Genomic DNA, 16,155 nt, shown 5'->3' on the forward strand with positions numbered 1-16,155 from the left:
AGGCGATTATGAATTTGAAAGCAAAACGTATACATTGTGCGGCTAAAGAGGCGACGCTTGCTGAAATAGATAAAAAACACATTATCCATCCGTGGTCGGATTTAGGCAGTGATGCCCGGTCCATGATCATTGAATCCGGTAAAGGGATTCATGTGTTTGACAATGAAGGCAACCAATATATTGATTCGATCTCAGGCATGTGGTGTGTGAATCTGGGGTACGCAAATGAAGAGATGGCAGAAGCTATTGCCGACCAGTGTATTCGCCTGGTTTATTATACCCCCTTCGGGGCCATGGCAAGCCCGCCGTCCATCGAACTTGCACATCAACTGAGCCAGTTAACCCCTGGGGATCTTAATCATTTTCAATTTACAACCAGCGGGTCAACGGCGGTTGAATCCGCAATCCGGTTTGTTCATTACTATTTTAACTGCCTGGACCAGCCCGAAAAAAAACATATTATTTATCGTGAAAATGCCTATCACGGCAGTACCTATTTAAGTGCCTCGCTGAACGGCAAAAAATGCGACCGAAGCTACTTTCATTACATCACCGATATTGTCCACGCCATCCCTGATCCCAATCCGTATAAAAGAGAGCCAGGCATGAGTGTTGAAGATTTCTGCGATCTTCGGGTCCGTGAACTTGAAGAAAAGATTTTAGCGCTCGGGCCGGACAAAGCCGCATGTTTTATTGCCGAACCCGTCATGGGGTCAGGCGGCGTGATTGTTCCGCCGCCAGGGTATCATAAAAGAACCTTGGATATCTGCAGAAAATATGACGTGCTGTATATCTCAGACGAAGTGGTCACAGCATTCGGGCGTCTGGGGCACCATTTCGCCTCTGAAGATGTTTTCGATATTGTTCCGGATATCATTACCGTGGCCAAGGGGATCTCTTCGGGGTATCAGCCTTTGGGGGCTGCCATCATATCCGAAAAGCTGATGAATCGTATCAGCGGAGCATCGGCAAGGCAGAATTCATATTACACAAACGGATTTACCTATTCCGGGCATCCGGTGGCCTGCGCTGCGGCCCTGAAATATCTTGAAATCATGGACCGGGACAACATCAATGAACATGTCCGGGAAGTTGGCCCCTATTTCATGCAACGCCTGGCGGAACTCAAGTCGTTTCCCATTGTCGGCGATGTCAGAGGCCTTTGTTTAATGGCGTGTGTGGAATGTGTGGTGTCAGACGATGAGGACGAAAACATCGCTGTTGCGCAACGCGTGGATGAATTTTGCCAGGAAAAAGGGCTCATTGTCCGGCCCTATGAAAATTTATGCATATTATCTCCGCCGTTAATTATCGATAAATCCGGCATTGATCAGATTGTGGATATTTTAAGGGACAGTATTATCGCGACAATGGATGAAATAAACAAGGAGGCCAGGTGATGGAAAAAATAGAGACCCATCTTTTAATAAATGGAAATATCGTGGATGGGGAAGCGGAAAAAACATCTCTTTTCAGTCCGGAAAATAACGAATTTATAGTTGATGTGCCATGTGCGACCACAGCCCAGGTCGATCTGGCGGTGGATGCCGCCAATGCAGCGTTTCCGGCTTGGAAAAGAAAATCATTTGCTGACAGGGCCACGGTTTTATATAAATTTGCCGATCGCATTGATGAAAAAGCACAACTTTTGGCAAAACTTGAATCTCTGAACTGCGGTAAACCCTTTCAGCGAATGCTGGAAGATGAAATGCCGGCCATTTCCGATCATTTCAGGTTTTTTGCAGGCGCCTGCCGCTGCATGTCCGGCAGTGCCGCAGGTGAATATCTTGAAGGCTTCACCAGCATGATCCGCAGGGATCCGGTGGGCGTGGTGGGCCAGATCGCCCCCTGGAACTATCCTTTGATGATGGCGGCCTGGAAAATTGCCCCGGCCCTGGCCGCCGGAAATACGGTGGTATTCAAGCCGTCCGAATGCACACCCCTGACCATGCTTGGGTTGGTGGAAGATATCAAGGAGCTGTTTCCTGCCGGTGTACTTAATATTGTAACGGGTAAAGGCAGTGTTATCGGAAAACACATTGCCGGGCATGAAAAAATCCAGATGGTTTCAGTGACCGGTTCCGTCAATACCGGTAAACAGGTGCTGGCCTCTGCCACATCCAATGTAAAGCGCACCCATTTGGAGCTAGGGGGTAAGGCCCCGGTCATTGCATTTGATGATTGTGATATCGATGATCTGGTGGAAAATATGACATTGTGGGGATATTACAATGCAGGGCAGGATTGTACTGCAGCCTGTCGCTTGTATGTTCAGGACAAGATCTACCCGGAAGTGGTTGAAAAGCTGACTGCAGCCGTTAAAAGCATTGACGTCAATGATATCGGGCCGTTAATTTCTGCAGAACAACGGGAGATTGTCAGCAGCTTTGTTGAGCGTGCCAAAAAGGTTCCGCATTTGAAAATTGTTGCCGGCGGCAATAAAATTGACCGCGGATATTTCTATGAACCCACCCTGATCATTGATGCCCGTCAGGATGACGAAGTGGTTCAGGAGGAGATTTTCGGGCCGGTGGTTTCCGTCACCCGGTTCAACGATGCTGATCAGGCCATTGAATGGGCCAATGATTGCAAATATGGCCTGGCATCCTCAATCTGGACCAGGGATATCGAAAAAGCGCACAGGGTATCATCCATGCTTCAGTTTGGTGTGACATGGATTAATACATATTTTATGTATGCATCCGAGATGCCCCATGGTGGATTTAAAATGTCCGGATACGGCAAGGATCTTTCAATGTACGGACTGGAAGATTACACGGTTGTCCGGCATATTATGGTGAAAATGTAAAACCCCCCATTTTAAAAGATAAAAACAGATGGATATATGCGGTTATTCATCTGCTTTTATGCTTTTCAAAGGTGTGTGCAGTTTATGCACATGCCTTGTTTTTTATCCCCTTGAAATCTCGATTAATTAATGGTAGTTCATAAGAAATTTGTCGGAACATTCTTAGGAAACGAGTTCAATTTTGTGCATATCTTTTACAATCTGTTGGTTTTTTACCCGCTGGGCAACCTTGACAAAAGTGCTGGAATCCAATGGATAACCCAGACGACCCCATCCGCGTTCTGTGTGTGGATAAGGGTAAACTGCTCGCAGACCAGGTCAAGGAAGTATTTAATGAAGACCAGGTCACCATCGACTTTGAAAGAAGTCTTGAAACTGTTGTGGACCGGTTTGAAAAAGAGCGGTTTGATCTGATGCTCTTTTCCGGATCCATGGCCAGGAATCAGCAGTCAGACGCCTTGGATATCCTGGAACTGATCTCAGCCAAATGTCCCCAGACCCAGATTTTGCTGTTCATGCCACCAGGCGCCCTGAAGTTTGCCAATCTTGGGCTGCGGGCCGGGGCCTATCACTATTCCACCCTGCCCATCAGCAACGAGGAACTCAAGTTGCTCATGGGGTCCGCCATTCAGGCCCAACCCCAATTGGGGCCCAATATGCTTTTAAAGTCCGAGGCAGAGAAAACAACCTTTGAAAGCATGGTCGGCAGATCCTCGGTGATGCAGAAGACCTACCGGCAGATCCGTCAGGCCGCAGCCACAGATATTCCCGTCCTGATTTCAGGCGAAACCGGTACGGGCAAAGAATTGGTGGCCCAGGCAATTCATGAACTGAGCACCAGGGCCCAGGCCCCTTGCATTCCGGTCCATATTGCTTCCCTTCCCCAGGATCTGGTGGCCAGCGAGCTGTTCGGACATGTAGCCGGCGCCTTTACCGGGGCCTCCAGGCTGAGGAAAGGGTGTTTTGAACAAGCAGAGGGAGGAACCGTATTTCTGGACGAGATCGGTACCATTGATCAGAGGATGCAGGTCAGCCTGCTCAGGCTTTTAGAGACCAGTGAATTTTCCAGGATCGGCAGTCAGGAGAGCCGGAAAGCCAATGCCCGGGTGATTGCCGCCACCAATTCAAACCTTGAAGATGAGGTCCGGCTGGGCAACTTCAGACAGGATCTGTATTACAGACTGGATGTCCTGAGCATTGAAATGCCGCCTCTGCGGGAACGCAACGGCGACATCCCCCTGCTGGTGAGCCACTTTATCAAACAGGCCTGCGACGGTTTCAAGAAAAATATCCGGGGCATGTCTTCGGATTTTATCAACTGCGTTGAGGCCTATCCCTGGCCGGGCAACGTCAGGGAACTGAAAAACGCCATCCAGAGTGCGGTTATCTCTGCCACAGAAGATGTTCTCAGGACCGGCAACCTGCCCGGCCGGGTCAGCCAGAACCAGGACCGGGAGACCCGGATGACCATCCGTGTGGGGATGACGCTGGCCCAGGTAGAAAAAGAATTGATTATCCGGACCCTGGACCACACCGGAGGAAACCGGTCCCGGACCAGCGAGATCCTGGGCATTTCCCGGCGGTCTTTGTATAATAAAATGGACCGTTACGGGCTGAGCATGAAATTTCCAAAAATATAACACTGCAATGTCATTCATGTTATATTGAGGGTAACGAACTGAATTATTCGGGTTAAAAATTATTATTTATCCATCAGGAGGCAAGTTTATGAAAGCAATGATAACAGGTGGAACCGGATTTGTAGGAACACATTTGACCAAGACTTTGCTTGATTCAGGTTGGGATGTGACCATCACCGGGAGGTCTCAAAACAGCATCTATTCAGGTAAAAAAGGGTTTACTCAGCTTGTCTGTGATACCACGGTTAAAGGAGACTGGCAGTCTGAAGTTTCCCATATGGATGTGATTATCAACCTTGCCGGGAAAAATATCTTCACGCTTTGGAATAAAGAGAAGAAAAAGGATATTTTAGAAAGCCGGGTTCTTACAACCCAGAACCTTGTTGAAGGTATGAAAGACGGCGCCGTTAAAGTATTTTTAAGCACTTCGGCCTCGGGATATTACGGTGACCGGGGCAACGAGATTCTCACGGAATCAACGTCTAAGGGTGAGGGGTTTTTATCCGATGTCTGTGACGCCTGGGAAACTGAAGCGTTAAAGGCCCGGCAGTTTGATGTGCGCACCGTGCTTATGCGTTTCGGTATGATTCTGGGAAAAGACGGGGGGGCTTTTAAAATGATGAAAACGCCGTTCAAACTCGGATTGGGCGGAAACCTGGGCAGCGGTCAGCACTGGATGGCCTGGATGCATATTCACGATCTTGTTGAGGCGGTCCTTTTTTTGATCAATCATGATCAGGCATCGGGAATCATTAACTTCTCTGCGCCCCATGCCGTTCAAAACAAAAATTTTACCAAAGCTGTTTCACGGGCCTTGGGGCGTCCGGCATTTTTTCATGCGCCGGGATTCATACTCCGTCTGATCATGGGGGAGCTGGGTGATGTCCTGCTGGGCAGTCAGCGCATGGCGTCCGGTGAACTCGAACGGTTGGGATTTAAGTTTACCTATGCGGATATTGATTCGGCTATCGGTGATCTTGTTCGATAACAGGAGGCTGCAACGTGATTTACAAAGGAATCCATCATATTGCTCTGATCACCGATGACATGGACAAAACCATTCGTTTCTGGAGAGATCTTCTGGAAATGAGGATGCTGGCAGCCACAGGTGACGGCCGGAACAGGCAATATTATTTTGAAATTTGCGAAAATGCTATCGTGTCCTTTTTTGAATGGCCCGAAGCCATGAATCCCGATGAAAAGCTTCATGGCGAGCCGACAAAAAAGCCTCTGGCTTTTGATCATGTAGCCATCGGTGTGGAGAATGATGAGGCGCTTAAAGAAATGAAAAACCTGCTGGAATCTGCTGGGTTCTGGGTCTCTCCTGTGGTAGACCACGGGTTTATTCATTCCATCTACTCCTTTGACCCGAACAACATACCCATTGAATTTACCACGGAGGTCAAAGGACGCAGCCTAAGGGAGATCCCTCGTATGAGTGACCGCAATATAAGTGATATTGCCCGGGAAGGTCATGGGCCGCAACCAGGGAAAAGGCCGGCCCCCCAACCCGGGAAGCCTAAAAGAGGGCAACCCACGGGCTAGCCCTCTTTTACACAATTCTTCTGTTTTTAACAGGCCGTTCAATCCTTAAAAACCAGCTTCCCGCCAATGTGGCCAGCCACACCGGCTGCAGCAAGCATCAGAATATTGATCACAACAAATACCCAGGCCCCGGATGATTCCAGTACACCGGGATCAACCAGGTACCAGATCATTGAGGCGATGCAGCAGGTTGTGGTTACGGCGGCCGCACCGATTTTTACTTTAAAAATGGTTGTCAGGGCCTGGTTATATTTTTTTTTCCATTCCAGGACACCTGTCATTGCAACCACGGGCAGAGAAATGAGAACGAACACCTGGTTGATAAACCCGGCCTTTGCCAGTATAGGCGATCCGGAAATCCACGAGAGTATAAACAGGATTGCGGCCACAGGAATGACCCCGTTGGGCATGTGTACCGTCATCGGATGAGCATGATGTTTGACCGACAACTCAGCCGCTTTTTCCATGTAGACCGCCACGCGGCCCTCTTTTTTCAAGGGTGGCGCCCCGGGCGTCTCAGTATCGTTTGCGGCCTTGTTTTCAGCGGCAGCCTCTTTTTCCGGGGCTGTTGTTTTTTTCTCGTCTACCTCTGGGGCTTCAGCAGCGGGTGCTTCACTAACTGTCTCATCTTCAAGAAGTACAAACTTGCTTCCGGAAACACCGCACACCGGACATTTTTCAGGGGGTTCGTCTCCTGTATGAATGTATTTACATACAGTGCATTGCCATTGTTTCATAGATTCGATCCTTTGTATTATTCTTTCTGGGCATCATTACATTTCAGCATACCTGTGTTGCAATTTCGCATATTCCATGCCGGTATAGCAAGCTTAAATTGATGTACAAATTGGGTTTGACCGGATTTTGCAAGCTGACTTCAGACGATGAAAACACAATATGTTGATTTGAATTTTAAGAATGATCCAACCCAAAGTTTAAATGGAAACATTTGCGAATCATTTTGAATAGTGGTAAATGTTTTTCCATTGATATTCTATTAATATTATAGCGAGTTGGATATTTTTATAAGGCATGCATATGCAGAATAATCGAGAATCAATAATTATTTCTTTTTTAAAGTTAGAATCCACTGGAGGGATACTGCTTTTTTGCTCAGCAGTGCTTGCCATAGTGATCTCAAATTCATTTCTTGAGCCATATTACAAACTTTTTATTTCGACACCTGTAGAAATAAGAATCGGCCCACTGGAAATTGCAAAGCCCTTACTGCTTTGGATCAATGACGGATTGATGGCAATATTCTTTTTTTTGGTTGGTCTTGAACTAAAACGTGAGTTACTCGAGGGTGAGCTTTCAGAAAAAAGAAAAATAATATTACCCGGAATCGGTGCTGTCGGAGGTATGGTAATTCCAGCATTAATATATCTGTTTTTTAATGCTGATGATCCTGTTGCGGTTAAGGGTTGGGCAATCCCTTCAGCAACGGATATTGCATTCGCGTTGGGTGTGTTAACATTACTTAATTCTCGCGTCCCTTCTTCCATGAAAATTTTCCTGACCTCTTTGGCCATTTTTGATGATATTGGCGCGATACTTATCATTGCCTTTTTCTATACGTCAAAAATTTCCCTTCTCGCCTTGGGCGTTGTCTTTCTCTGCTTGTTAATTCTTTTTTTTATGAATAAACGCAATATCATATCGAACAGTCCTTATATTCTCATTGGTACAATTATGTGGGCAGCTACGTTAAAATCTGGTATACACGCGACCTTAGCTGGTGTGCTGCTGGCAATGTTCATTCCTATGCGTTCAAAAAAGGACCCAGACCATTCGCCCCTTAACAGCCTGGAAAATGATTTGCATTCAATTGTCGCGTTCTTTGTTTTGCCTGTGTTCGCCTTTGCAAATGCGGGAATCAATTTTAGTGGTGTAACGGCAAACCAAATATTTCATGGCGTACCCGTCGGGATTGTGTTGGGCTTGTTTTTGGGTAAACAAATTGGCATTTTTGGATTTTGTTGGTTATTTATCAAATGCAACCTCGCCAGGTTGCCTGATAACATGAATTGGCTCAGTTTATATGGAATCTCTGCGCTTTGTGGGATAGGTTTTACGATGAGTTTATTTATTGGTTCACTCGCCTTTGAAGAAACGGGTGTTAATCTTTTGTTTGATGAAAGACTCGGTATCATATTGGGTTCACTGCTTTCAGGTCTGCTGGGATTTCTGGTGCTCAGGGTGAGTTTAGGGAATAGGGAACGCCCCAAAAAATAAATTCCCAGGTTTGATTGCTTTTTTATGGCTCTCCGAGATTTTCCGTGATAGACAAGATTGTTAATTTATGAGAACAGCTTAATTTCATTTATCTTTGGTCTCATCCAAAACGTCCCGAATCTTTTTTGCAAGATCGTTTATTCCAATCGGCTTCATTAAAAAACCCTTAATTCCGAGAGATTTTATCTTGTCATCTGTCATTGGCTCGCTAAAACCAGTACAAAGCAGCACAGGGATATCAGCACGTATTTTGATCAATTCAGCGGCAAGTTTATCTCCAAGCATCTTTGGCATGGTCATATCTGTGATAATCAAATCAAATTTATCCGGATTGGCCCTGAATGCTTCGAGAGCGTCAGTACTGCTTGTACACGAAGTAACCTGATACCCTAAACGATTCAGAGTCTGTCTTTCCAAAGCAATGATACTCTTTTCATCATCCACCAAAAGGACGCTTTCAGTACCACCGAGTATGGGTTCATTTGTCTGGGTTTTTTGTTCTTCAAAATCACTTTTTACGATCGGCAGAAAAATATGGAACGCACTCCCCTTGCCAGGCTCACTATGAATCTGGATCACCCCGTTCATGCTTTTAACGATACCGTGGACAACCGACAGTCCCATTCCGGTTCCTTTTCCCTTTTCCTTGGTGGTAAAAAACGGTTCAAAAATTTTATCAATTGTTTCCTTATCCATACCCGTACCAGTATCGACAACAGTCAAACATGCGTACGAACCTGGCATCATACCAGGAGTGATTAACTCATGCTCGCCCAATTGAATTTCTTTGAGACTTACTTTGAGTTCTCCGCCATGTTCTTCCATGGCATGATAGGCATTGGTCGCAAGGTTCATGACAATTTGATGGATCTGTGTAGGGTCTGCATTCACAGTACCGCAGTTCGGTTGCAGATTCTGATGGATAGAAATGGTTGTGGGAATTGTCGCTCGGATAAGCTTTAAGGCTTCTTTGATAATCGGCTGCAGCTTCATCAATTTCAGATCATTGGTTCCCTGGCGTGAAAAGGTAAGAATTTGGTGAACAAGATCTCTGGCGCGCAAGGACCCCGTATAAATTTCATTCAGGCTGTTTCTGATTGAACTGTTTTCCTCCGGAGTATCGTCCAGGAGCATTTCTGTATGACCAATAATTGAGAAAAGAATATTATTGAAGTCGTGAGCGATACCACCAGCAAGCGTTCCGATGGATTCCATCTTCTGGGATTGCTGAACATGTGCTTCCATTTTTTTGATTTTGGTAATATCGCGGAAAACAGTCAATTTTGAAATTGATCCATCTGTATGAAAGATGGGTGAGTTCGAAACAAGGTAAGTTTTGTTGTCTAAAGGACTCAGGACTTCTTCGGTGATAGAACCGCCCATGCTGACCTTTTCATGGACACACCAGGGGCATTTTTCATCAAACCCATGAATTCTCTTATAGCAAAATTCACCTGTGGCGTCACGGCCTACCCGTTTGATCATGGACGGATTCATATATTCTATGATGAAATCGTGGGAGCATATATAGGCCGAATCCGTCATGGATTCCATCATTGAGCGGTATTTTCCTTCGCTTTCTTTCAGTGCTAACGCGATTTTTCGTTGTGCAATACCGATGGCCAGGCTTGACGCCAGACGTTCAAACAAGGCGATTTTGTTATTATCCAATTGATCCCGTTTCCGATCATTGAATTGAAGCAAACCGATCCTTTGATTGCCAAGGGTCAAGGGGATCAATGCCACTGATTCATACCCGTCACCATGGCAGTGATTCCGCGTACTTGCATGGCGGCCTGTGCCTGCTGTGGATGCCAAGAGGTCTGTGGCGCTGTTCGTCCAAAAACTTCCCTCCTTTGTAAAGAAGGGCAAATCCGGATTAAACCGGCCTTTTACAACATTCCCGCACATGTACTCAAGTATCGGATTTCCAAAACTGTCTCGAATCAGCCCTCCTTGTTTATTCACACCACACAGATGGTGTTCGGATTCCACAAATTGAGAAGCCTCCCCCCTTGTTTCAGAGTAAGTGTAGTCATCTCCTTCTTGAAGGCAGATACCCACAGATTCAAAGTCTGACCAGTTTTGAAGTAAGCCGGTGACTTCACGAATGAGGCCATGTAAAGTGGTTTTTTTGTGTAACGCGTTCAGGAGATTGATCGTAATCTCCTGTTCCTTCTGGTAATTGATGCGTTCGGTAATGTCGATATGTGTGCCAACCGTTCGGGATGCATTCCCCTGGTCATCTCTCTCAACGGTTTTACCTCGGCCCAATATCCATCGCCACTTGCCCTCTTTTGTCTGCATGCGGAATTCAGTCTGAAACAGTTCACCGGATTCGAGATGTTTCAATATGGTTTGCTCTGCCTTCGGCAAATCATCGGGATGAACCAATTTTCTCCAGGTCTCAAACGCCTGGGGAAATTCGTTGGGCTCATAGCCCAGCATCGTATACCAGCGTGAGCTGAAATAAACATCTCCGGTGATGGCATTCCAGTCCCAGACAGCATCATTCACAGCACCCAATGCCAGGTTTAATCTTTCCTCACTTTTCCTCAGCTCCTCCTCTGCTTTGTGCCTTGCGCCTGTCATCTCATTGGCTGAATGTGCAAGCGTTTCCAACTCTGCGAAATCAATCAGATCAGGATTAATAGATACGGATTCAGTCGCGGCTTTTTTAAAAAATTTTGTTATTAAATCAATATTGGCTTTGGATTTTTTAGCCACCTCAAACGCAAAAAAACTTAAAAAAAGAACAAGCACAACCAATATAAAAATAATTTTTATGATATGCTGAAAAATTTGTTTTTCAACCACAGTCCTTTTCTGTCCAATGGCACGTTCAATCTCATCTATGTATATCCCTGTTCCTATGTACCAGTTCCATTCCGGAATGCCGACAACATAAGTCAATTTCGGGGCAGATTTTTTTCCGGCTATTTTCGGCATGACATATTCTACATAGCCAGACCCTGTTTTTGCGATACGAATTAATTCCTGTACAATTTTTACCCCATTGATATCGATCATATTTATGTTGTTTTGATCTTTGCCGGGGGGGGTTAAGGAGACCCCATCCCACCTTGAAGCGAACACATAGCCATCGTTTTTATATGAAATTTGTTCTATATATTCAATAACTGCGTTTTGAAGATCCCGTTCCACATCGTCTGTATATTCGCCGGCACCAATGACCCAATTCAGGGGCTTGAAAAGTTTAACAAAGGATAGTTTAGAAAAATTTCCGTGGGCGTCAGGCTTTGTCCATGTATATGAATAAAAATCTTCCCCCTTTTTTCGAACAATATCTATCATGTCTCTGATGACATACTGGCCATCAATATTCTGAAAATCCAACAGGTTCCGCCCTTCCATGTCAGGCCTGCCGGCAAACAATTCTTCAATCCCTTCAAGGTTGAATGCAAAATAATAGCCCCGGCCATGATTGAATCGTATGGGGCGTAGGGCCTGTTTGATAATTTCCTCAATCTCCGATGATGGCCTGATTCCCTTAAATTGTTCAAATATATTTGAAGCAATAGCATGTGCCTCATAAACATGTTCTTTAATAAAATACTTAAGCTGTTTATCCGCTTGGCTCTTTTCAAATTGAATATAAGAGATAACCTTATCCACTTCATTTTTTATGAACTCTTTTTGTGCAAGGAGAAGTGTCTCACGCATGGATTTCAATTCAACCTGAAGCCCTGCAAATTCACTCCATATCCAAATAATGCCGATAAGGCTGATTGATCCAATGGCAATCAACATTACTTTTGTTATCAGGGCATGTGTTATCGTTGGTTTTGAAATTTTTTTTCCATTCATGGCAATATCTTTTTAATTTTTCTATTCTTCACTGCGACTCAGGATTCATATCAGATCATTGTGGAGGCTTCAATAATGGCTTTATCCAGGCGTTTTGCCGAAATTTTGAACCGGGTTTTCAGCTCCTGGGCATATACAGAGATTTTATACTCCTCCAGCATCCAGAAAAATGCTTCCACCGCCCTGGATTTCTCCTTTGAAGAACCCGGATCAAGACTTGAAACCAGGTGGGCAAGTTTTCGCTCATAGGGTGCAACAAGCTGTTTTTTATGGGCCTCTTTGACCGGGTTATCCACCCAGCGCCTGGCACGGATGGACAGGCATTCCAGGTTTTTGGGCAGCAGCGCAATCCGCTTTAAATCATAAAGTTCCAGAAAATTGGCCGGGCACAGGTTTTTCAGCTCATTGAATATGGCTGTCAGGGCCTCGAAAATAACCGGTCGATCTTTGGATGCAAGGCTTAAGCGCTGCAGCAGATCAAAACAGGCAGCGTATTCCCGGGCCACGGTCAGAATGTCTTCCATGGCCTGTTGGCCAAGGGTGTACAGCTTGGGACGGAGGGTCTGTACATGGGTATCAAACGCTTTTTGTGTAAAGATCTCTTTTTGAAAAAAGGCCTTTGCCATGGCATTGTAGGCCATCCGGGCAAAGGTGGGCCGGTCGTTGAAGTAGGGCGCGAACCGGCCTAGGCCTTCGGTCCTGTTTATATCTTTTTTCACTGCCTTGATATCATCTGGAAACATGATTTCAAACAGGCGGCACACCCCTTGGACGTGGCTCTCCAGGGCCTCTTGTCTTGTTTTGAACAAGGTTAAGGTAACCCCATCGCTGTCTTGCCCGCAGCAAAGACCGGGAAAGGCTTTACGCTGGGCTCCATTGCCCTGGTCCAACTGGATTTCCTGTTCAAGATCGGAAAAATTCCATTCCCGGATCCCTGTTTTTTCAAAGGCCTTTTTTGCCTGTTCAAAGGCATTGGGTTGCAGGGCAGGGCCCTGGGGGGCAAACGTCCCCAGTTTTGATAAGTCCCTCAGGGATTTGATCTCCCTGTCGTTGTGGTCCCGGATGGATATCCGCATTTTCAAGTGATCCGCAAGATCCGCATCTGACCAGGCCGAGGCCGGAATCACAAGGTTGAAATGTTTTTGGATGACATGGGACAGCTTTGAATATAAAGGCGTATCCGAGTCGGGCAGGTGGTCTGCAATAAAATCAGCCCGCTGCTGGATGGGCATCAGCTTTACCCGGTGGGTTTTGGGCAGTGCCTTGATCAATGCGGCGATCTTTTCCCTGAGCAACCCCGGTACCAGGGTGTCCACCTGGTGGGGGGAGATAAGCGCCGCATCCTGGCTTGACACTTTAAGGGTCACTCCGTCTGTCTTTGCCCCGGGGTTAAATTCGTAATCCAGAACAAATTCCCCCTGGTCCGTGGCAAGGGTGTCGGGGAACCGGGATAGAAACGCTTCGTCCACATCGGTTTTCTGCAGATCCTCACGGGCCATGCGCAGAAATGTGTCACTTTCAAGGGTTTTTATGAATTTGGCAAAGGTGCGGATGTTGTAAAAGGGTTTGGGCAGCCGGGACTGGTAGAACATATAAATCTCATCCTCCGAAGCCAGGATATCCCGCTGCCGGGTTTTGTCCTCCAGGGTTGCGATCTCTTCAATGAGATTTTTGTTGTGGGCCATGAACCCGAATTCCTGGAAGATTTCCCCCTGGACCAGGGCATGGCGGATGAACAACTCACCGGACTCTTGGGGATTGATTTTTCCATAGGCAACGGATCTGCCGCTTGCAAGGATAAGGCCGAACAAAGATACCTGTTCGGATGCCACCACCTCCCCGCGTTTCTTTTCCCAGTGGGGATCGCTGTAGGTGCGTGTGCAAAGGTTTTGGCCGATCTCTTCAATCCAGGCCGGATCAATATTACCCACACACCGGGCAAAAAGCTGGCTGGTCTTGACGTATTCGGCCGCCACAATCCAGTTTCCGGCTTTGTTGAACAGGCCGGAACCGGGGAAGATCACGGCCTGTCTTCCCTTGGCAGCCGTGAAAAGATTTTTTTCCTTTTTCTGGGCAATACCAGCCAGATACCCTTGGAGAATGGCCTTGTGAATGGCGGCATACAAGGGACCGCCCTGCTCAAACTGACTGGCCTTGGAATCAACTGTGTTTTGGACCGCTGCTGACGGCGCAGTCTGCTCAATGCCGTGTTCTTTGATCATCCGGATGATCTGGCCATGGATATCCTGCCACTCCCGCAGCCGTTTGAAGGACAGAAAATTTTCAATGCACCATTTTCTAAGGGCCGAACGTGATTTCAGCCGGTTTTGGGCGTCTTTACAGGCATTCCAGATGTTGAGCAGGGTGATAAAGTCTGATGCCGGGTCCTTGAACTGGGCATGTTTCTGGGCTGCGGCCTGGATTTTGTCTGCCGGCCGCTGCCGGATGTCGGACACGGTCAGGGCCGTGGTGATGACGGCTGCTTCCTGCAGTACCCCTGTATCACCTGCATTGAGCAGAATCCGGGACAGTTTCGGATCCATGGGCAGTCTGGCCATTAAGCGTCCTGACGGGGTGAGCCGGTATTTTTTGCCTGCCCTGTTTTTATTGGCCCCTGTTTTTTCCCCGGGCCTGTCGGCCTCAATGGCGTTCAGTTCCAAAAGCGTGTCGAACCCGTCCTTGATGCTTTTTGCGGCAGGCGGATCAATAAAGGGAAAGACGGATACATCTCCAAGCCCCAAGGCAATCATGCGTAAAATAACTTCAGCCAGGTTGGAGCGCAAAATTTCAGGCGTTGTAAAAAACGGGCGGCCATTGAAATCATTTTCATCATATAGCCGGATGCACACCCCGTTTTCCACACGGCCGCAGCGGCCCATGCGCTGGTTGGCGCTGGACTGGGAAACGGGGCTGACCGGCAAGGCCGTGGTCCGGGTTCTTGGCGAATAGGAGGGAATCCGGGCAAGGCCTGTGTCCACCACATACTTGATACCGGGAATGGTTAAAGATGTTTCCGCCACATTGGTGGAGACCACCACTTTTCTGCCGGGTCCGGGAAGAAAGACCTTTGATTGCTCTCCGGCTGACAGCCGTGCAAACAACGGCAGGATGGTGACCCCGACCAGGTTTTTTCCTTTAAGTATTTCCATGGTCTCCCCGATATCCTGTTCCGTGGGCATGAATATCAGTATATCGCCGGTGCGGGTGCGCATTAACAGATCCGCGGTCTGCCTGGCTGCTGCCTCCACATAACCCTGGTCATCCGGGGAGCCTGTGCTGTCACCATTATTATTGTCGTCTTCAATGGGCGCATAGATCAGTTCCACCGGGTACATCCGGCCCGAGACCTCAATCACCGGGGCATTGTCAAAGGCTTTGGAAAATTTCTCGGTGTCAATGGTGGCACTGGTGATGATCAGTTTGAGATCACGGCGCTTTTTGACAAGGCCGCGCAGGATGCCTAGGACAAAATCAATATTAAGGCTGCGCTCATGGGCCTCATCCACAATCAGGGTGTCGTACTGGTTTAAAAAGCGATCCTGCTGGGTTTCAGCCAGCAGAATGCCGTCGGTCATCAGCTTGATATAGGCGTTGTCAGGGGTGTGGTCATCAAACCGGATTTTATATCCCACGGATCTGCCCAAAGATTCGTTGAGCTCAAAGGCAATGCGTTTGGCCACGGTCATGGCGGCAATACGCCGGGGCTGGGTGCAGCCGATCATGCCGGAAATACCCCGGCCCGCTTCCAGGCATAATTTAGGAATCTGGGTGGTTTTACCGGACCCGGTTTCACCTGAAATGATCACCACAGAATGATTCTGTATGGCCTTAATGATCTTCTCTTTTCCGGCATTGATGGGCAGATTCGGGTCAAAGCGGATGTTTCGGGGCAGGTTGTCCATGCGCTGCTGCCTGATATCTGCCGATGTCTGCGCTTTTGCCAGAAGATCGTTTAAAAGATTTTTGCCTGGTCTCTGACCGGGTTTTTGGCTGCTGCGCAAGGCGCGCAGCAAACTATATCGATCCCGGCACATGGCCTTGGGGATGAGTGCGTTGATTTGATCTGGAATTGACATAATACCGCAAATAGTAGCCAAG

General features: G+C 47.2%; 9 protein-coding genes and 1 pseudogene. 6 read left to right on the top strand and 4 right to left on the bottom strand.

Translation table 11 applies throughout. The features are described 5' to 3' along the window. The first annotated feature begins 8 nt into the window (after positions 1-8). From Q366_RS07000 to Q366_RS07020, 5 genes are all read left to right on the top strand, one after another. Positions 9-1,400: an aminotransferase gene (locus Q366_RS07000; RefSeq protein WP_051957879.1), complete on the top strand. Its 1,392-nt coding sequence runs from the start codon at positions 9-11 to the stop codon at positions 1,398-1,400. Then, positions 1,400-2,809, top strand: coding sequence for a gamma-aminobutyraldehyde dehydrogenase (locus Q366_RS07005; RefSeq protein ID WP_211251871.1), 1,410 nt, complete (start codon positions 1,400-1,402; stop codon positions 2,807-2,809). The genes Q366_RS07000 and Q366_RS07005 overlap by 1 nt, the downstream gene beginning before the upstream one ends. Before the next feature lie 251 nt (positions 2,810-3,060). Continuing rightward, entirely contained in the window at positions 3,061-4,449 is a 1,389-nt protein-coding gene (locus tag Q366_RS07010; protein ID WP_035237586.1) for a sigma-54-dependent transcriptional regulator, read from the top strand. 88 nt (positions 4,450-4,537) lie between these two features. Beyond that, positions 4,538-5,437: a TIGR01777 family oxidoreductase gene (locus Q366_RS07015; protein ID WP_035237587.1), complete on the top strand. Its 900-nt coding sequence runs from the start codon at positions 4,538-4,540 to the stop codon at positions 5,435-5,437. Between the two features lie 14 nt (positions 5,438-5,451). Continuing rightward, positions 5,452-5,994, top strand: coding sequence for a VOC family protein (locus tag Q366_RS07020; RefSeq protein WP_035237588.1), 543 nt, complete (start codon positions 5,452-5,454; stop codon positions 5,992-5,994). A gap of 38 nt (positions 5,995-6,032) precedes the next feature. On the opposite strand, the gene Q366_RS07025 is transcribed toward Q366_RS07020, so the two are convergent. Further along, complete coding sequence (locus Q366_RS07025) at positions 6,033-6,731, bottom strand: DUF2231 domain-containing protein (RefSeq protein WP_035237589.1); 699 nt, start codon at positions 6,729-6,731, stop codon at positions 6,033-6,035. A 301-nt stretch (positions 6,732-7,032) separates the two neighbouring features. Here Q366_RS07025 and nhaA point away from each other — a divergent pair, with 301 nt between their 5' ends. Further along, positions 7,033-8,229 (top strand): Na+/H+ antiporter NhaA, encoded by a 1,197-nt coding sequence (gene nhaA / locus Q366_RS07030; RefSeq protein WP_035237590.1) that lies wholly within the window; start codon positions 7,033-7,035, stop codon positions 8,227-8,229. An 84-nt stretch (positions 8,230-8,313) separates the two neighbouring features. Here nhaA and Q366_RS20140 read toward each other — a convergent pair whose 3' ends face one another. The 3 genes and pseudogenes from Q366_RS20140 to hrpA form a co-directional block, all read right to left on the bottom strand. Further along, a complete protein-coding gene (locus Q366_RS20140; protein WP_245619894.1) occupies positions 8,314-10,956 on the bottom strand; it encodes a PAS domain-containing protein in 2,643 nt (880 codons plus the stop codon). Between the two features lie 117 nt (positions 10,957-11,073). Beyond that, positions 11,074-12,057: pseudogene (locus Q366_RS22330) on the bottom strand (cache domain-containing protein); the annotation flags it as partial. 50 nt (positions 12,058-12,107) lie between these two features. After that, a complete protein-coding gene (gene hrpA, locus Q366_RS07040; protein WP_035237729.1) occupies positions 12,108-16,133 on the bottom strand; it encodes an ATP-dependent RNA helicase HrpA in 4,026 nt (1,341 codons plus the stop codon). Positions 16,134-16,155: the final 22 nt, after the last annotated feature.

The organism is Desulfobacter vibrioformis DSM 8776, from assembly GCF_000745975.1.
GTDB classification, from domain to species: Bacteria; Desulfobacterota; Desulfobacteria; order Desulfobacterales; family Desulfobacteraceae; genus Desulfobacter; species Desulfobacter vibrioformis.